This window comes from Crossiella sp. S99.2, assembly GCF_023094165.1.
GTDB lineage: Bacteria > Actinomycetota > Actinomycetes > Mycobacteriales > Pseudonocardiaceae > Crossiella.
Genome location: NZ_JALMDK010000008.1, coordinates 101,799 through 119,895 on the forward strand (window position 1 = coordinate 101,799; position 18,097 = coordinate 119,895).

Annotated in this window: 13 protein-coding genes and 1 tRNA gene; 6 read left to right on the top strand and 8 right to left on the bottom strand. The window is 67.4% G+C overall.

Annotation, left to right across the window (positions count from 1 at the left end):
- Positions 1–21 precede the first annotated feature (21 nt).
- The 4 genes from MZC64_RS29010 to MZC64_RS29025 all read right to left on the bottom strand — a co-directional run bounded on the left by MZC64_RS29010 (position 22) and on the right by MZC64_RS29025 (position 4,638).
- On the bottom strand, positions 22–855 hold the full coding sequence (locus MZC64_RS29010; protein WP_247762331.1) for an endonuclease/exonuclease/phosphatase family protein: 834 nt from the start codon (positions 853–855) through the stop codon (positions 22–24).
- Complete coding sequence (tmk, locus tag MZC64_RS29015) at positions 849–1,499, bottom strand: dTMP kinase (RefSeq protein ID WP_247762337.1); 651 nt, start codon at positions 1,497–1,499, stop codon at positions 849–851. Before tmk ends, MZC64_RS29010 begins: the two co-directional genes overlap by 7 nt.
- Positions 1,496–2,395, bottom strand: coding sequence for a radical SAM protein (locus MZC64_RS29020; RefSeq protein ID WP_247762339.1), 900 nt, complete (start codon positions 2,393–2,395; stop codon positions 1,496–1,498). The genes tmk and MZC64_RS29020 overlap by 4 nt, the downstream gene beginning before the upstream one ends.
- Positions 2,396–2,835: 440 nt before the next feature.
- Positions 2,836–4,638, bottom strand: coding sequence for an AAA family ATPase (locus MZC64_RS29025; RefSeq protein ID WP_247762340.1), 1,803 nt, complete (start codon positions 4,636–4,638; stop codon positions 2,836–2,838).
- 280 nt (positions 4,639–4,918) lie between these two features.
- On the opposite strand from MZC64_RS29025, the gene MZC64_RS29030 reads away from it, so the two are divergent.
- From MZC64_RS29030 to MZC64_RS29045, 4 genes are read left to right on the top strand one after another with little or no spacing between them, the layout of a single operon-like run.
- Positions 4,919–6,502 carry a TIGR02677 family protein gene (locus MZC64_RS29030; protein ID WP_247762342.1) on the top strand — a complete coding sequence of 528 codons (1,584 nt, stop codon included), beginning with the start codon at positions 4,919–4,921 and terminating at the stop codon, positions 6,500–6,502.
- Positions 6,496–7,671: a TIGR02678 family protein gene (locus MZC64_RS29035; RefSeq protein WP_247762344.1), complete on the top strand. Its 1,176-nt coding sequence runs from the start codon at positions 6,496–6,498 to the stop codon at positions 7,669–7,671. Before MZC64_RS29030 ends, MZC64_RS29035 begins: the two co-directional genes overlap by 7 nt.
- Positions 7,668–12,596, top strand: coding sequence for an SbcC/MukB-like Walker B domain-containing protein (locus MZC64_RS29040; RefSeq protein ID WP_247762345.1), 4,929 nt, complete (start codon positions 7,668–7,670; stop codon positions 12,594–12,596). Before MZC64_RS29035 ends, MZC64_RS29040 begins: the two co-directional genes overlap by 4 nt.
- Positions 12,593–13,897 (top strand): Wadjet anti-phage system protein JetD domain-containing protein, encoded by a 1,305-nt coding sequence (locus MZC64_RS29045; RefSeq protein WP_247762346.1) that lies wholly within the window; start codon positions 12,593–12,595, stop codon positions 13,895–13,897. The genes MZC64_RS29040 and MZC64_RS29045 overlap by 4 nt, the downstream gene beginning before the upstream one ends.
- A gap of 87 nt (positions 13,898–13,984) precedes the next feature.
- On the opposite strand, the gene MZC64_RS29050 is transcribed toward MZC64_RS29045, so the two are convergent.
- Positions 13,985–14,332, bottom strand: a complete 348-nt coding sequence (locus tag MZC64_RS29050) for a hypothetical protein (RefSeq protein ID WP_247762347.1) — start codon at positions 14,330–14,332, stop codon at positions 13,985–13,987.
- A gap of 38 nt (positions 14,333–14,370) precedes the next feature.
- Between MZC64_RS29050 and MZC64_RS29055 the strand changes: the two genes are divergently transcribed.
- Positions 14,371–14,589 carry a type I-E CRISPR-associated endoribonuclease Cas2 gene (locus tag MZC64_RS29055; protein WP_247762819.1) on the top strand — a complete coding sequence of 73 codons (219 nt, stop codon included), beginning with the start codon at positions 14,371–14,373 and terminating at the stop codon, positions 14,587–14,589.
- Between the two features lie 264 nt (positions 14,590–14,853).
- Positions 14,854–16,005 carry a hypothetical protein gene (locus MZC64_RS29060; protein WP_247762348.1) on the top strand — a complete coding sequence of 384 codons (1,152 nt, stop codon included), beginning with the start codon at positions 14,854–14,856 and terminating at the stop codon, positions 16,003–16,005.
- A gap of 38 nt (positions 16,006–16,043) precedes the next feature.
- Here the strand turns inward: MZC64_RS29060 and MZC64_RS29065 are convergent, their stop codons facing one another.
- The 3 genes from MZC64_RS29065 to MZC64_RS29075 all read right to left on the bottom strand — a co-directional run bounded on the left by MZC64_RS29065 (position 16,044) and on the right by MZC64_RS29075 (position 17,899).
- Entirely contained in the window at positions 16,044–16,694 is a 651-nt protein-coding gene (locus MZC64_RS29065) for a hypothetical protein (protein WP_308301087.1), read from the bottom strand.
- 55 nt (positions 16,695–16,749) lie between these two features.
- Positions 16,750–17,709 (bottom strand): tyrosine-type recombinase/integrase, encoded by a 960-nt coding sequence (locus MZC64_RS29070; RefSeq protein WP_247762349.1) that lies wholly within the window; start codon positions 17,707–17,709, stop codon positions 16,750–16,752.
- A 116-nt stretch (positions 17,710–17,825) separates the two neighbouring features.
- Positions 17,826–17,899 (bottom strand) — tRNA-Pro (locus MZC64_RS29075).
- Positions 17,900–18,097: the final 198 nt, after the last annotated feature.

The following is an 18,097-nucleotide window of genomic DNA, read 5'->3' on the forward strand; positions in this document are numbered from 1 at the left end:
AGCTGCCGGAGCCGGGCGGGGTCAGAACAGGGTCATCTCCGCATCGGCCTGCCCAGCGGCCGTGACGGGGTCCGACGGTAGCAGCGGTGCGGTAGCGGTCAGCTCCAGGTGCACGCTAAGCCCAGAGTGGTCGGTCAGCGCGGGCCGCTCCACTATTTCTTGCCGGGTCGAGTGGTCGTAGACGCACTTCAGGAGTCGCTGCGCGAGGGTGGGGCTGCCGTAGGCGTGGTCGTAGCGGTAGCCGTAGTGTGTTTGCCGGGCCCAGCTGTGCTCGACGCGGTCGGGGTGCTTGTGCCGGAACAGGTCGACCAGGCCGTGCCGGGCGGTCAGGCCAGCGTAGAAGTCGTACTCAAAGGGGGCGAACTGGCTGCGGTGTGCGGGTTCGTGGCCGGGTTCGATCACGTTGAGATCGCCCAGCAGCAGCGGCGCCTCGGAGGCGGTGCGGGTCAACGCGTCGTCGAACGCGGCAATCCAGCGCTGTTTCTGCTCGGTCTTGACCGCGGTGGCATCCCGGGAGGGCACGTAGGCTCCGGCGATGCGCAGCGGACCGTTGGTGGTCTCCACCACCACCGCGGCCGCCCGCGTGGGAAGGTAGTCCAGCGCCGCGCCCAGCGCATCGATGGTGGTGGCCAGCTTGCTGACGAGCATCACCCCGCGCTCGCCGGGGGCATGTTCGGGGAAGGTGACCGTGTAGCCGGCGGAGGAGAAGCGCTCGGCCAGGTACGCGCTGCCCTCCCCCGCGCTGGGTTCGGTCAGCACCAGCACGTCTTCCTCCCGAGCGGCCAGCCAGGGCAGCTGCAGGCGGGCGCGGGCGAGTGCGGGGGCGCCGAGGTTGAGGGTCAGCAGGCTCAACATGCCGCGCGGGTCTCCTTCGCGAGGGGTCGGATGAGCGAGACGATCCTGGCAGCCGCGTCCTCCGGGGGCGCGGTCGCGGTCTCCACTGTCGTGGTGGGCCAACCCGCGGTGTGCAGCTCGGCCTGGGCGGTGAGGTAGAGCTGGGACTCCCGGAGGCTGCTGTCGGCGGCGCGCTCGAACCTGCTGTGGGTGCCCCGCTGCCGCAACCGGGCGGCCAGTACCGCGGGGTCGGCGGTGAGGATCAGCGTCAGGTCGGGGCGGTAGACCCCGCGGTTGAGCGCCCACACCGTCTCGGTGGGGATACCGTCGAGGCCCTGGAGTACCAGCGAGGAGGGCAGGTACCGGTCACAGAGCACGATCTGGCCTTCCTGCAGCGCGGGCAGGATCTCCACCGCGAGCTGGTGGTGGCGATCGGCCGCGCACAAGCACGCCAGCGCCATGCCGTGGTAGGTGTCGGTGCCGTGGCGGGCGAGTTCACCGAGAGGAGCCCAGGAAGGCCCGGCGGTGGCGTGTACCGGCCACCCGGCCGCCCTCAGCCGCTGGGTGAGCAGGCGCGTGAGAGTGGACTTGCCGGCCCCGCCGGGCCCGTCGAGGGTGATCAGCGTGCCAGGTAGGCGAGGCTGCTCCAGGGTTTCGGTGCTCACGCCGGCATCAGCGGCAGCAGCCGCCTCCCCGCCTGGCTGGGCAGAATCGACTCGCGCGGGCACTGCTCGGCGTCAAGTTCGCCGATGCGGCCGCCGGCGGCGATGACCGCTGCGGGACAGCCCTTCCCGTAGTCGGAGTTCACCGCGCACGACCCGCAAGTCGGGTTGGCGCCGAGCTGGTAGCGGTCGTGGAAGCGGTAGTTCTCCAGCCGTCCAGCCAGGTCGGCGTCGGTGAAGATGTTGCCCACGATGAACTCGGTGTCGGGGTGCTGGGAGCCCGGAGTGCGGGCGGCGAAGACCAGGTACGGGCAGACGGTGACCTCGCCGAGGGTGAAGACATAGAGGATCGTTCCGGCCTCGCACCCGGCCAGCGGCTTGCCATCGGGGTTGGGGAAACGGATGTGGGCGATGTCCAGCTCCGGGCCGTCGAAGGCCGCGGTCAGCGCGTGGATTTGCTGCATGTGGGCCATCGACTTGGCCAGCCCGCGCTGGGCCTGGACTCCGCGGCCCATGCTGCCCAGCGGGTTGAGCAGCACGTAGCGGGCCCCGACCTCGCGGGCGAAGGCGCACAGCTGCGCGTACTCCTGGTTGCCGGCCAGGTTGTTCGGCGTGCACAGCAGCCCTTGCAGGATCCCGGCCGCCGCGAGCGCGCGGACGGTGGCCACTGTCTCGACGAAGGCGCCCGGCCGGGCCCGGAACCTGCTGTGGGAGTGCTCGGCGAAGCCGTCCAGGGAGACGTTGCAGCGCACCTGAAGCCGGGCCAACTCGCCGATCGTGCCCGAGTCGAGGGTGGTGGCGTTGGTGCAGATCCCCACCTCCATCCCGGCTGAGCGGAAGGCGGCCACGATGCCCAGGAAGTCCGGGTGGTTGGTGGGTTCGCCCCCGGTGCCGGGCACCCTGCTCGCCTAGTTGTGGACCGAACAGGGGGCTTGACCGACGTCGGCGCGGCGGCATGCCTGCTGCCGGTGAGCGGAGGTTCCGCGATGGCCGAGTTCTGGTGGCTCGGATCTACGCCGCCAGCCGGTTCCTCGCCCTAGCCCTTAAACCATAAAGAGCCCCAAGGTTCAGGTAACCGGCCCCAGAAATGTCATGGGTGCAGGGTAGAACTGAACTGACGGTTGGAGGGCAGATGACAGCGGGGACCGAACAGTCGGACGGCCAGCTCCCTACACCGAACGGGTGCCGGTGGTGCGGGCTCCCTTTGGCCGGACACTATCGGCAGTGGAAACCACCGGTCGGCTGGCACGGCTGGACGCCACCGACGGACCAGCAGCGCAAGCAACGCATGCGTGCCCGCCGCGAACAGACCGACCGCACCGTTGACGACACCTTCCTCTTACGCTGCGGCTAGCTCGCGCAACTCCTCGAAGAGCTTGCGAAGCGCTTCCGGCACGTCCTCGGGCTTGCGCAGGCTCAGCGCAAGCGAGCACATCATGTCGGGTTTGCCTTGCGGCCCGGCCTCGCTCCCCTGTCTGAGCATCTCCAGCACGTCGGAGCTGAACTTTCCGGAGCGCAGGACCGCGAAGTCGTGCGCGGTCCAATCTCTGGCCCTGCGTGGCCACCGTTCGTTGGCGACGCGAGCCCAGAGCGCGTCGTCGAAGACGGCCTCGAACTCCGCGTGCCCCTCCGCCTCGCCGAGGAAGGTGGCGAAGTCGTTCGGCTGCGCGCCGAAGTGACGGGTGAGGTTGCTGTGGCTGAACATCCTGTTCCGTCGGCTGTCCGCGTCAGCCACCAGCCGGACGCGACGACCGCGGGCGGCCAGGTACGCCGCCAGGTGCAACGCGCCCTCGTTGTTGTCACAGGCCCACAGCGCGATACCGGCCGCCTGTAGCGTCAATCCTTCGCTCAGCCGGAATAACAGCGGGAACGCCTGCTGCTCGCTCGGCCCCTCAACCGCGACGAACAGCCGCTCGTGCAACAGCACGGAGTTGCGGATGCCCAGGCTCTCCGCGACCTTCCCCAGGAAGCGGTCGATCTCCTCATGCGTCTCATGACCGAGGCGCTCAACGACGGTGTGGCCATCCACGAGCTTGAGGTTGACCACGTCGGCGATGTCGACGCCGTCGATGAGGTTCATCGAGTGCGTCGCGACCACGACATTGACGTTCGGGATGGCGCTCTGTTCCCTGATCAGGTCCATCACGGCGCGCTGGAACCGGTAGTCGAGGTGCGTGTCCGGCTCGTCGTAGACGACGATCGTCTGTACCGGCGGTGGCGTCGGTTCGTCGTCGTCACCAACGGTCGCCTCGTTCGGGTTCTTCTCGGCCAGCAGTTGGCTGGCCCACTCCCAGATCGCCAGCGAGATCCGCCGGGTGCTGCCCTGGCCGGCCCGGTCGAGCTCGACCGGGCCACGGTTGCCGCGGACAAGGCGCAGGTTGGCGTTCCGGAACCCCTTCTTGAACGAGACCTCGGGTTCGACGACGAGGTCGGTGATGTCGGGGCAGCGGAGCTTGATGTGGTCGCACAACGACTTCGAGTCCGTGCGGAGCCGTTGCTTGATCTCCTCTTCGATCTCCCCGACCCGGCCGAGCAGGTCCGGGGCGTTCGTGTGCTCGTCGAAGCGGGTCGTCAGCGCCGCGACCACGGCCTGCTCCGGTGTCTGTGCCCTGCCATCGAAGGCAAGCAGCCGGGGCAGGCGCGCCGACAGACCGGCCGGCGCCGTCACCCAGTCCTCGTCGTCGCTGATCTCGCGGGCGTACTCCCGCAAGACCTTCAGGTAGTCGGCCTTGCGGCTAGCCTCGGGACTGAGGTTGTACTTCTTGACCAGCCCGCGCAGTTCTGTCGCGCCCAGACTCTCCAAGTTACGCAGCTCCTCGTCCGCGGGCACCGCGATCAGGCATTCCCATCCGTTCCGCTCGGTGCCGAACACTCGTCGCATCAGCATCCACTCCGGAAGCAGGAACTGGCTTTGCTCCCAGGGGTCAAGCATGAACAGGCCGGTTACCTCGACCGAACCGCAGCGGCCCTCCGAGCTGTCGGGCAGGTACGACAGATCCGCGGGTGCCATCTGGTGCTCGCCGAGCAGAAAGCCCAGTGCTACCAGCGCTGCGGTCTTGCCGCCGTCGTTGTGTCCGGCCACGATCGTCGGCGAGCCGATGGGCACTTCCCTGATCTCGGTGAGCGACCGGAATCCGGTCACTGAGTAATTCTCCAGGCGCACGACCGTTCGACACTCCCACTCTGTCTAGCCGCGAAGGCGACAAGGATACGCAGCGTGCATCGACGGAGGGACCCAGCTCGCCAACGATGGTCGATCTCTCTAGATTCCAGATTCCTTGGTACACAACATTTCCCGTAAACGAGGGATTCAGAATTGCCATGTTGGAGTAACTTGCGCTCTTCGACGGGACGTGTCCCCGTCCGTACCGGGACACGATGAGCCAAGGCTGCTGCTGATCATGGGGGGAGGACAAACGTCGGTGCGACGTGGAACAGGTGACCGGCAGCAGCTCCTGGCGTACGCGACGGGTGAGCACGCCCCGGAGTACCGAGCGATCATGGACGTGTTCCTGGACGCGGCCGCCAGTTACGAGCTGCCACTACGGGTCGAGCAGATCGACACCGCGTTACGCTCGGCGGAACCCCCGCTGGAGCTGGCGCGGCACATCCTCAACGACAGGCTGGAGAAACTGGCCGGATGGGGCAACCTCCTACCAGACGAGGACAACTCCTACGCCACCAGCCTCGATGCCTACCGCCAGCGCGAACGGGTCTATGACCTCAGCCAGGAAGGCGAGTCCGCGCATGACGCGTTGGCCGGGTTCGAGGACGGGCTCCGCCGGCAGGTCGGCCTGCAACGCGTCGCGCTGGCCCGAGTGCTCGAACTGCTCACCACGCTGGTGTCGTTGCTGAAGGTGCGGGCCATCGCCGGCACCGCCGTCTACCACGCCGTCGAGGAGCTGCACCGCACCTTCAAGTCGCTGACCAGCAACGCCAGTGCCTTCGTGCACCAGGTCAACCGGATGCTCAACGCCGTCACTGTCAACGTCGACGAGTACCAGGTGTTCAAGGTCGAGACCATCGTCTACATCTCCGAGTTCAGCGACGACCTGGCCGACGTCTCCGCCGATATCCGCCGCGCACTCGCCGACTTGCACCAGATCGGTCCTGATCGACTGGCACAGGGCCTGGACGTCGCCGGTGAGAGCGCCGGTGAGCTCGAAGCCGGCCCCGGGCACGACCGAGACTCCTGGGCCGATGTGGCGTGGCGGCACGTCTCGGGTGTCCGGGAATGGTTCGAGCCCAGCACCGAGACCGTGTCGGGCGTCGACAAGCTTCGGAAGGTCCTCCTACGGGCCGTCGGGGGCATCGGCAAGGTCCTCGATCGTCTCGACATCGCCCGCAGGGCCCCTTCCGCCTGGTCCGAGGATGTCATCGGCATGGCCAGGAGGTTTCACCAGACCGAAGACGACCACGAGTCGCACCGCCTGTGGTACTCGGCCACGGGTCTGGGCGGCGCGCGGCACTTCACCGAGGAGGACCCCGGCCAGCTCTACGCGCCGACGCGAACCTGGCACCAGGTCCCGGTGCCACCGATGATGATCCGGCTACGCTCGATCAGCACTTCGGATCAGCCACGGCGCGCGCCGCACGTGTCCGATCACCGCGCCGACAAGCACTGGCTGGCCGTCAAGGCGCTCAACGACAAACAGATCAACGAGGAGGCTCGGGCCACGCTGGTCGCGCTCGGACGCGTCCGGCTGTCCGAGGTCACTCAGCGGTTGGAGTACACCTGCCTGTTGCTCCTGATCGGTCTCATTCAGAAGGCCCATCACGCCCGACTCGATGGCACCGGAGTCCGCCGGACGCGGAGCACCGACGGCCGCCTGCAGATCGCACTCGGGGCCGACCGGTCGTCGGAGGCCGCAGTACTGCACACGGTTGGCGGATACGTGACCTTGGCCGACTTCGAGGTCGAGATCACCTGGACCCGAGGGACGATCGGCACTGGTCCCGAGGACACACCTGCCGAGCAGTGGGACGAGGAGGACGAGTCATGGTGACCTCGGGGGTGTCCGACGAGCACAGCAGGGCCGAGTTCGCCCGGTGTATTCGCGCTCTGCTCCGCGAACCGATGCTTGACTGGTCCGTCGGCGAGGTGTTCGGCCTTGTCGTCAGGCGGCAGCGTGCGCTCCACGCTTGGTTCTCCTCGAACGTCGGCTGGGAACTGAAGGTCGAAGCGGAGAAGGGGTTCGCGCGGTTACGCAAACTCACGACCGATGTCGCGGTCCTACGGCCGATGATGACCACCGGACGCTGGCAGCCGTTCCCGTTCGACCGTTCCCGCTACTCACTTCTCTGTGTCGTGGCCGCGGTCCTGCGCGAGTTCCCCCGCGGCCAGGTATCGCTGCAGGAGATCGTCAAACGGGTCGCCATCCGAACCACTGCCGACGACGCGTTGCCCGGCTACACGGCAACCGGCGACCAGCGCTCCGCGATGGTGGACGTGCTGAAGGAGATGACCAGGATCGGCGTGATCACCCTCGTGGACAACGAGGGTGACTACGAGCTGCAGGACGGCGCGGACGCCCTGTACGACATCGACGAGCACCGCTTGGTGGACATCTTCGTCTCCTTCGCCCCGGCGCCGCAGTCCACAGTCCAGGACAGCTCTCCCGCCATCCTCGGCGAGGAACGCCTTACCTCCGCGCAGCAGCAGTCCGCGCGGAGGATGGTGATGCGACGACTGCTCGATGAACCCGTCGTGTACGTCGACAGTCTCTCGGCGGTCGAACGTCGGTGGCTCGACACCGGCACGCGCCAGCTGAGCCGCCTGCTGTCGGATACCGGGTTCGAGCTGGAGGTCCGCCGGGACGGCTGGTGCGCGATCGACCCGACTACCGAAAGCACCGACACCGAGTTCCCCCGCCTGAACGCGATCGTCGACCAAGCTGCGCTGATGGTGTGCATGCGGCTCAACACGGAAGAGGCCGAGCTGCCCCGCTGGATTCCGTCCGGACGGCTGCTCGTCGAAATCGGACGGCTGCTCGCGGAGCGACCAACCTGGGCGAAGACCTACCGCAAGGCGGGCGGTGGCGAACACCTCACGAGTCAGGTCAGCGACCGCCTGTGCGCCTTCGGGCTGGCCCGGCCAGATCGCAATGGATTGGTGCTTCAGTCCGCGCTGGGCCGGTTCCGCCAGGTCATCATCAGCGGCCGGGAGGACCGATGAACAGCATCGCGCCCGCCGAGATCCTGCACGGTTTGCCGATGCCGAACCGACGACGCTGGCAGCCGTTGCGGGCAGGCATCCTGGGTCTTTTCCGCTACGACGAGCAGATCTTCACCTTCTACCGTGGGCGTCTGCTGCTCCGTGGCAACAACGGCACCGGCAAGTCGATGGCGCTCGAAGTCCTGCTGCCGTTCTTGCTGGACGCCGATCTGCGGCCGGAGAAACTGTCCACCTTCGGCAGCCGGACCCGCACCATGCACACCTGGCTCATCGGCCATGACAGCAACCCAGACCGGACGAGTGCCCGCGGCTATGTCTGGGTGGAGTACGGCCGGATCACCGACCAGGGCGCGCAGTTTTTCACCACCGGGGCGGGCCTCCAGGCCACCAGGTCGAGCAAGAACACGAACGCGTGGTACTTCACCACCTCGGCGCGGATCGGCCGGGAACAGGGACAACTCCACCTCGGTTCCGCCGGTACCGAGGCAGTGGGCCAGAACCAGCTCACGGCCGACCTGGAGAGCCTGAGTGTCCTCGGCCTCAGCGGTCGGATCCACTCGACATCCGGGGCGTACCGGGATGAGGTCAACCGAGTGCTGTACCGGCTGGAGGAGCGGCAGTTCGACGCTCTTCGCAAGGCAATGCTCAACCTCCGCAAGCCGAAGCTGTCCGACAAGCTGTCGGAGGACAAGCTCGCGGAGGTGCTCAGGGAGTCGCTGCCACCGGTCGACGAGGTGGTCACCGAGGAGCTGGCCGATGGGTTCGAGCGGTTGGACCGGCACCGGGAGAAGGCACGCCAGCTGCTTGAGGCGGAGGCCGCACTCACCAAGGTGTTCAATGCCTACCTCGGCTACCTGCACGCACTCATCGGCCTGCGCTCGACGGCGCTGGCCGCCAGTGCGAACCTGCTGGACGAGACGATGGTCCGGCACAAGGCACTCTCCGCCGCACTCACCACGGCGAAGACGGACTTCAACTCCGTGCAAGAGGCGAAAAAAACAGTCACTGACAAGGTCCGAACAGCCACCGCCGAGCTTCAGGCGATCGAGAAGCTGCCGCTGTTCGCCCAAGGCGCCCAGATCGAACCGCTCCGGGAGAAGGCGGACGGCCTGCGATCGGCGGCCAACAGCCTGGACGGCCGCGCCCAGCTCACGCGGTATACCGCCGCGGCCCTACATCACAAGGCCGAGCTGGCCAACGTCGCCGCGCAGGAAGCGCAGGCCGGTCGCGGTGCGGCCGGAGAGGCCGCCGAACGTGCCGCGCTCGACCTGTCCAGGCGCTCGTTGTGGGAGCTGGCGGTCCGGCTCGCCGCCGAGTTCGCCGAACACGAGGACCCGCGCCGGCACTCGCCGATCGCGGCCCAGAGATTGCACTCGGCCTGTGAGGAGGCGGACAAGGAGCTCGAACACCTGCTGATGTTGACCCGACGGTCCACGGACGCGGCAGACCGGCTGGCCACTGCGGTAGAGCGAACCCGAAGCGCCAAGGACGCTGTCACCTCCGCCCAGGAAGCCGTCGTCACCGCCAATCATGCCTGCGCGGAACAGATCGATCTCTACCTGGAGGCCGTGGCGGACTGGGTCGGCACCAGCCCGCAACTGACCGTCGGTGCACCCGCGCCCGCTGAATGGCCACGGGCCACGTGCGAGCAGGCGGTCGCCGATTGGACCACCGACGCCCGCCAAACGCGCCAGCGGCAACTGAGCGTCATGGCCGGTGAGCTCGCCAAGGCACGGCCCGTCGTGGCCGGGCTCCCTGAACACCTCGGCGAATTCGGTGACTACCTCGACACGCTTCGCGGCTCGCTGCGCCAGTTGTGGGAGGACGCGTGGCGACTGCGTGGCGAACGGGTCGCGTTCGCGGACACTGTGGCGCGGTGGGTGCTCGGCCTACGTGAACTGCCACTCGGGCTGGCGGTTCCGGACCACCTCTCGGCGCCCGCTCCGCTCCAGCTCACCCGGGACCAGGTCCGCACCTGGACCGATCTGGCGTTCGGCAGGCGCTCACAGCAGCTTGCCGAGGCGGCGGTACCACTGCGAATGGAGATCGACGAGAACGACCGTGCCCACGACGAAGCCCGATCCGAGCTCGACCAGCTCATCGAGGGTGCGGTCCAGGCACCCGAGCCGCCTGGCACGCGCCTTGCCAGCCGCGCCGAACGGCCGGGCGCACCGTTTTACCTGCTTGTCGACTTCCTCGACGCTGACGACACCGAGGCCTGTGCGCTGCTTGAGGCAGCGCTGGAAGGCGCCGGACTGCTCGACGCCTGGGTACTGCCCGACGGCTCCGTGCTCGCCGATCAGGACGGCAGGCCGGTGGCCGACCTCGTGCTGACCACCATGAGCGCACCGGTGCCAGGCTCGCTGGCCGGGGCACTGCGACCGGACCCCTCGCTTGCTGACGGCAACTGTCCCATGCCGGAGTCCGTGGTGACCGCCCTGCTGGAGCGAGTGCGGCTGGTACCCACGGTCCAGCAGGACTTCGGCGATCATCTGACTGTCGGCCTCGATGGGAGCTGGGCGATCGGTCCGCTTCGTGGTGCGTACCACAAGGACACGTCCGAGTATGTCGGCGCGGCCAGCCGGGAAGCACGCCGCCGCCGCCGTATACACGAGCTGGCGGAGATCCTGCAGGAGCTGGCGGTTGAGCGGCGCCGTCTGAATGAGGTGCTCACCGCGAACGAAGAGTCCGGCCGGCGGCTCACCGACGAACGGGCCGGCGTCCCCGATGACGAGGCTTGGCGGCAGACGGACAACGTGGTCGTCCGTACCCGGACACGGTTCACCCACCAGCTTGCCGTGGTGGCCACCGGGGTGCGGAAGGTGGCGGACGCGGTGGCCAAGGCGGCCGAGCAGGGCAACACCGCCCTCTCCCCGGTTGGCAGCACCCCGATCGAGATCGATGCGCACCCGCTGACCGCCTGGGCCGATGGCGGGCTCGCGGGTCTCGGGGAGCTGGCCGATTCGGTTACGACCCTGGTGTGGGAGCAGGATGTGCGGGTGTTGGACGCGGTCCGCTGGCCCGATGAGGCAGTGTCGCGGATGAGGACGCAGTGCGGACAGGCCATCGCGGTCTTCGACACCGCGACCGAGATTGTCGATCAACGGCAGCGCGATTTGGACGAGCAGGTCCGTGCGCTGCCAAGTCCTGCGGCATTGGCCGAGTGCAGATCCGACCTCGTTGCCAAGGAGACGATGGTCGCCGTCGAGACACGTCAGCTCAAGACCTTTCAACAGGAGGAGACAACCCGGCGAAACGAGGCGGAATCAGCACAAATGGTTGCCGATACCGCGCTCCGGCTAGCCGACCTGACCGGCAAGCAGGAGTGGCTGCCTGAACTGCGCAAGAACCTCGGCCAGTTCCGGGTCGACGGCCAGTCCTGGCTGGGTGCGGCGGCGCTGGCGGAGGAACGGAGCATCGAGGCGGGTCAGCGGACGGCGGACGCCGTCGAGGCAGCCGGGGTGGCGGAGGCCGCACGCCAAGAGGCCGACACCGCCATTGCCACGGCGAAGGACGCGGAGCGCCAGTACGAGCGGCTCAACGCCGACATGGGCAAGCCCTACCAGGAGTTGATGGCCAATCATGCCGAGCTGGCGGCTGGGCTGGTCCATAACGAGGAGGAACTGGCGAAGGCCAGTGCCAAGGAGCTGGAGACGCACGGCGAGGTCCAGCGGCTCGCCGCCGAATCGGCGGCTGCCGGGGAAACCGCCAACCGGGCTCGTCGGGCCCTGGCCGGCGACGCGAACCAGTTCGCCGACCTGCACCGGCTCGGGCTGATCGCCGCCGTGAGCGAGGAGCTGGCAGAGGCCGCCCCGGCGCTGCCGCTCACGTTCGAGGACAGTCCGGACCGACTGCCCGACCTGTGCGCGTGGGCCGCGAGAATCGCGGACGTCGTTCCGCGACAGAGCCGTGACGGCAGGCAGCTGGACGCCGCGCACACCAGGGTCGGCGCCGTTCGCCAAGAGATCGAGGCCCAGCTCGCTGGACGAGTCGTACTCCGGGAGCGCTTCGACCGGGGCAGTGTGCTGGTCGTCACCGGTGCCCGCAATGGCCTCGAACGTCCGCTGCGGGCCACGCTGCGTCAGCTGCTCGACGAACGGAAGGAGATCGACGATCTGCTGCGGGCCAGTGAATCGGAGGTGTTCGAGCGGTTCCTGTCCGACGAGGTGCGGCTTACGGTCAGCAACCACCTCCGTGCCGCGAAGACGCTGCTGTCCCAGGCGAACCAGCTCATGGGCGCACACCCGACGGGATCCGGATTGCGCTTCCAACTGGGGTGGGAGCCAGACCCGAAAGGCGACATGCCCGACCGGGTGCTCGAACACCTGAAGAAGCCGGCGGGCACGCTCTGGCCGAGTCAACGGGCGGAGCTGATCGAGTTCTACCAGAAGCGGATCCAGCGAGAACGAGGCAAGAATCTCGGGATGACCTGGCGAGAGCAGATGGCGCGGCTGCTCGATTACCGGCTGTGGTTCCGGTTTGTGCTGATGGTCAGCCGCGATGACGGACCGCCAGCTCGATTGAGCAGTAGGCTGCACGCCCAGATGTCTGGCGGTGAGAAGGCGATCGCCTTGCACATGCCACTGTTCGCGGCGGCGGCTACGCACTGCCAGGCCAGCCGCATCCGCGTGACGGAGAACAACGACAACGGCCCGGGTTGCCCTCGGCTGATCTTGCTCGACGAGGTCTTCGCCGGGGTCGACGCCGAGAACCGCGGCGCGTTGTTCGCGCTCGTCAAACACCTGGACCTCGACCTCGTGGCCACCAGCGAGTCCGAGCAGGGCCTGCATCCGCAGCTGGACGGTTTGGCGATCTACCATCTTGTCGTCGACCAGGCCTTGGACGGTGTACTCGCGGTACACACCGTCTGGGACGGCCGGGAGGAACACCACATGCTGGAGCACGAGATGAGCGGCCTCGGATGAGTGAGGAGCTGACGGAGATCCTTCCGGCATTGCAGGACAATGGGGAATGGCGTTGGTTGCGCACCACCGTGCTGGACCGTCTTGAGGAGGACGGCAACGCGAAATCGGTGGTGATCAACGTCGATGATCTGACCCGCCGCGAGGTGGACGTGGTCGAGTGGCTGTTGAACTGGAAACCCGGTGTGACGGGCCAGGCCCGTGTCCAGCTCCACGTACTGGAACGGGAACTGAAAGCCAAGCTGACAAACGGGCCGGGGTTGCACGACACGCTTGCCACGATCATCGGCAGGCCGCTGGCCGACTCCCGGGCCCAGCGCCGCCAGGACCGGCTGGACGTCCTGGCACGCAACGAACGGAGCCATGCGGCCCTGATCGCCGCGATCAGCCAGGAACGACGCTTGGCTGATGAACTTCGGCATCTTGAAGAACTTGGTACGGGCGCTGTGCTCGAGGTGCCATCGCAGTCGCGAACCAAGGCCCGATCGTGGTCGGTGTACCACGCGGTGCTCCTCGCCGCCGTCGAGCTCTACCGGCGGCTCGACCTCGGGCAGGAGGTTTCGGCGAAAGAGCTCGCCGGCAGCGCCTGGGGCAATACCAAGGGCTGGACCTTCGCCCGTGAGCTGGCGTTCATGAACCTGATCGGCAAACCGCTCGACGAGGTGTTCGTGGGCTCCGACGTCGAACTTCGGCTGCGTGGGCCGCTCGTCTGGACCGCGGACGACGTGATCGCCGACGCGCGAGCCTGTGAGCCCTGGCTCGGTCTGCCGGCGCGCGGGATCGAACTGCTCGGCGAGCTCGACATCAGGGCGCACGGCATCCTGATCGTCGAGAACATCGACACCTTCCAGCGGGTGTGCGAGTCCGATGACATCACCGACCGATGGCTATGCGTCTTCGGCGGCGGCTACATGCATCGGGGTCTGATTCGGTTCCTCAGCTCGGACGAACTTCCGAAAGACATTCCAATCGCGGCGTGGGGCGACCTCGACGCACACGGCATCCACATCATCACCAAGGCCTCGCAGAAGTCCGGTCGGCCGATCCACCCCGTCGGTATGGACCTGGAACTGTGGCGCGGCGGAAAGAAACGCGTGCAGACCGAGGAACAGCTCGAACGCGCTCGGCAACTGGCCGACACGCTCCGCACGACCGCGGTACCCGAACTGCGGGAGCTGGCGGCCGAGATCGCCAAAACCGGTCAGGGGTGCGAGCAGGAACCCCTGCGGGCACAGGTACTTCCGACTCTCTTGAGGCAGCTCAAGGCGTTGGAGAGGATAGTGCACCAGGTGGGACGTGTGTAACGCACCGCATCCCCGCACATCCGGGATCCCGCCGTCGTCGTTCCTTCGGCCTGAAGACCGGGCCGCGCAGCTGCCTGGCGCACTCAGCTACGACATCGCCGACCTGCACCAGACCGCCATGACTATCTGCTGACCTTCGCCCCGCACAAGGCAACCAACCCGGAGCAGCAGGCCCGCCGCCGCTTCCGCGACGAGCTGCGGCTGATCAAGCTGCTGCCCCGCATCGTCGCCGATATCCAGCAACTCCTCGCACCCGGGGAAGCCGAACCGCTGCCGGAGCACGAGACGGCCGAGTTGGTGTCGCTGTGGGACCCGGAGCTGGGCGTGCTGCCCGCTGGCATCAACTACGCCGGGCAGGCCAGTGGTGGAGGCAGGAGGATCGTCGTGCAGTGGACGGTCGTGCTTGCCACCACCGCGGTCCCGGATCAGGTGCACGGTGCGTTGAGCCGATGGCTGCTGGAGGCCAGCCGGGTATGTGCGTGGGCACCGTGTCGGCCAGAGTCCGGCACTTGTGGGACAACGTCTCCGCTGCAATCGGGGACGGCGCTGCCGTGCTGGTGCACCCGGCTGACAACGAGCAGTCGTCGCGATCCGTACCGCAGGAGACCGCAGGTGCCAGCCCTACGAACTTGACGGGCTCACTGCTCATCCGCTGGCGAGCCCACGGGGACGAATTCCTAGTGCCGTGGTAAACGTGCAGGTCGGGAAGTGTGTGCCCCACACCTGTGGGATGGTCCGCAGCCCACGCGGCCCGGCTCCCGCAAGTCCACCGCGACAGCCGAGACACCAGCGCCGGCGCGCCGAACGGACTCGCGGACGAGTTCGTGTCAACGACGTTCGAATTTTGGTTCTGGCACGGATTCCGGTGCGCCACGAGGCGCTGTTATGTCGGATGGAGGTGAAAGACCGTCAGCGGCACACGACAACAGATGTCGTCAATACGAGACAATTGGACCATGACCCGATACGCCTATGATATGGCCCGCCGGGCGCTCCTCGCGACCTGGGATGTCGGTGTAGGAAGCGTGGCTGAGTTGGTCGCGGAACTGCCGACCTCGGTTGTCGACGACGATGGGATCCGGCTGGGCCACGCCCTCACTCAGCTATCTCGTTGCGCCTGGCGGACCTACACCCACCCGGCGAGTGCAGCTGGCAGCGTCGAGATCAACACGGAGGGGTGGCGACGTGAGCAGGAGCGGGAAGCCCTCGCCGCCGTCATCGAGGCGATCAGGAGTCCCCATCTCCCTCAGGGTGACGGCACGATGGTGCAGGAGTACAGCCCGGTCACAGAGTCCGCGCACCAGGTCGGGCGCCAACTGCACCGCGTCGCCGACAGTGCCTTGGTGGAGCGGATCGTGGCCGATGCCGAGGCGGAACTTGCCGCGATCGAGGCAGCCGAACGCGGCGACTTCAGCGGGCGTGCCCGGCAGGCCGTGCAGCTTACCCGGGCCGATGCTTCCCCCGTTCAGGTCAGCGCCGCGGATGCCATCCTGCAAGAGCACCCGCTTGGGAGTGATCGGTTGTTCGCAGAGGTCGATCCCGTCGCAGCGTCCGTGGCCGCGGCGCACTGGTTGCAGGCGGCGGCCGATGTCGCCGGTGAGGCGGCGGGACGCGATCCGAGGCAGGTAGTGCTCGAAGCCGATGACATCGAGGCCATTCAGGTACGTACCCCGACCCTGGTGCTTGAACGCCTCAACGATGGTGAGACGCCGCGACAGGTCGTCACCAGCCTGATTGCTGAGGCGATGGTCGCGGCCACCGGGCACATCCCTGACCTGGCGGCCCTGATTGAGCAGATTAACGAGGCAGAGGCGCAGGCTCGGCGATTGGGAAAGCAAGTCGGAGAAGTTCGGGAGGCGCTGATGCCTGACCGGATCACCACGCTGGATCCGGCTCGGCCGGCGCAAGATCTGCTCGAAGACCTTCTGGACGGCATCCGCGGTTGCTGGCTGCTCTACCGGGAGTACGACGACGGTCCGGTGGAGCACGACCCAAGTCAGGACGAGCCGTCCGAAGAAGACTATGACGCCCATGACGAGCAGGTCGACGAGATGTTCTTCGACGAGGTCCGGGGTGAGGCAGAGAGCAACCGGGAGCGCCTGCTGTAGTTCACATCCCAGTCCATCCGACAAGGCGACCGTGGTGCTCACGTCGCCGTGTTCGCCTGGGCGGGGCGCTCTCTGATCATGGCCACCAGCGTTCTGGCGAGCGTGGCTCCGATCCGGAACCGCTTGCGGAGGGTCTCCGCGGAGATCGGCCGATGATGCATTTCCCAGTGCTGGCGGTCTTCGTACCGTGCACGTTGGAGCAGTTCGTCCAGCCGGTTCGGTCTGCCGCTGCTGGTTGATTGCTGTGCTTCCGGGGGTCGAACTGGTTCGGGCTCCCGGATTGGCTCAGAGCGTGCGGGCTGGTGCCGGACGGATTCGGTGGTGGTGGCGATGGTGTGCAGGATGCCGGGGCCGACCTCTGCCCAGCCGATCAACAGCAGTGGGCCGACCGCGTCGAAGGCTGCTCGGCCCCAGTGGCCGGTGATGATCGGGTCGGCGATGTTGAGCGCGAGTGTCACCGTGCTGCAGAAGATCAGCAGGCGGCGGGCCGGGCGCAGCAGCTGAGGTGCGGCGCCGGTCACCGCGAGGTGCCGGATGGCGAGCAGGAGGCCAAGGATCGACAGGTCGACCGCGGGTGCCACGAGTGGGGCGATCCAGACCGGCACGCCCAGGCGGAGGGCCAGGCTCAGCACGTTGCCGAAGCCGAACAGGAAGGTCAGGCCGACGACCGTGGCCATGATCGCGGTCACCGCGCGGATGATCGGGTCCGGCCTGGCGGAAGCCGTGGAAGGAGGGTGCTGGCGCTCAGACATTTTCGCCGATCCCCATGCGCAGCTGGGTTTCCTGGGCTCGTTCGGCGGCGGCGCTCTCGCCATAGTGGCGAGGCATGTCCTCGGAGGTCCAGCCGAGCAGGAGCATGAGGTCGCCGGTGTCGCCGCCGGCGCGTTTCCATTCGTGGGCGAAGTTGTGGCGCCACCGGTGGGCGTGGACGCCGGTCAGGCCCACCCGTAGGCCCCGGCGTTTGATCATGATCTTGATGCCGTTGGGGGCCAGCCGCCGGGCGCCGCGTTCGGCGAGCCAGAGGTGGGGCAGGTTCGCGCCGACGTGTTTGTCCCGGGCTCGGAGGTAGCGGCTGAGGGCGCGGGCGGTTCGGGGGCCGAAGCGGACTCGGCGGTCCCTGTTGCCTTTGCCGTGGTAGTGGACGGAGTCGGTGTTGAGGTTGAGGTCGTCGAGGTTGACGTTGCCGACTTCGGAGAGGCGGGCGCCGGTGTTGTAGTACAGGCGAATGAGCGCCTCGTCACGGAGATTGACGAAGGACTTGCCTTTGCAGGTGGTCAGGACCTTCTTGGTGTCCTCGTCGCGGATGACCGGGATGAGCTTCTTGGGGGGCTTGGGTTGCCTTACCCGCTCCATGGGGGACCGGTCGATTTCCTCCTCGTCGTCCCGGAGCCATTTGAAGAACTGCTGCAGGCCCTTGTGCTTGTTCAGCGCCGTGGCGGCGGAGCGGGTCTCGATCATCCACGCCTGGAAGGACTCGACGTGTGCCCTGGTGACCGCGGTGGGGTCCTCGGCGGCCTCGTCGGCGTCCGGGTCGGGGGAGTGCTCGGCCAGGTAGCCGGCGAGCTGGGCGGCGGCGAGGAGGTAGTTGTAGCGGGTGGTCTCGGGGTAGTTGCCTGAGCGCAGGGTGCGGTCCCAGTCGCGCAGGAAGCCGGAGAAGGTCGTGGACAGGTCGGCGGTGAGCTTGTCCAGGTCGAGCAGAGGCATCGGGCGGTCCTCCGAGTCAAGGTGTCGCTGAGCGGCGTGCTCGACCTCGAAGGCAGTGCCAAGATCATAAAAAAGGAGTCCTCGCAGGTGGTGACCTGCGAGGACTCCTCAGACCGTCGGGACGACAGGATTTGAACCTGCGACCCCTTGACCCCCAGTCAAGTGCGCTACCAAGCTGCGCCACGTCCCGGTCTTGCGTTGTTCTCTCGAACGTGGTGAAGCCTAGCGCACCGCCCCACCCACCCGGAAATCGGGCCCCCCGAAGTGATCATGACCGACCCGCCGGTGCCACGAATGGACGCATGATCGCGCCGAATTTGCCGGACCGGGAAGTTCGAACAACCCCCTGACCTGCGTGGACGGCTCGCTGTACAACCGGCGGGCTGGA

What these genes read in the sequence shown, in the direction of transcription:
- MZC64_RS29045 (WP_247762346.1), top strand. Translation starts at nt 12,593, where the DNA reads ATGAGTGAGGAGCTGACGGAGATCCTTCCGGCATTGCAGGACAATGGG.
- MZC64_RS29060 (WP_247762348.1), top strand. Translation starts at nt 14,854, where the DNA reads ATGACCCGATACGCCTATGATATGGCCCGCCGGGCGCTCCTCGCGACC.
- MZC64_RS29055 (WP_247762819.1), top strand. Translation starts at nt 14,371, where the DNA reads ATGTGCGTGGGCACCGTGTCGGCCAGAGTCCGGCACTTGTGGGACAAC.
- MZC64_RS29035 (WP_247762344.1), top strand. Translation starts at nt 6,496, where the DNA reads ATGGTGACCTCGGGGGTGTCCGACGAGCACAGCAGGGCCGAGTTCGCC.
- MZC64_RS29010 (WP_247762331.1), bottom strand. Translation starts at nt 855, where the DNA reads ATGTTGAGCCTGCTGACCCTCAACCTCGGCGCCCCCGCACTCGCCCGC.
- MZC64_RS29070 (WP_247762349.1), bottom strand. Translation starts at nt 17,709, where the DNA reads ATGCCTCTGCTCGACCTGGACAAGCTCACCGCCGACCTGTCCACGACC.
- MZC64_RS29040 (WP_247762345.1), top strand. Translation starts at nt 7,668, where the DNA reads ATGAACAGCATCGCGCCCGCCGAGATCCTGCACGGTTTGCCGATGCCG.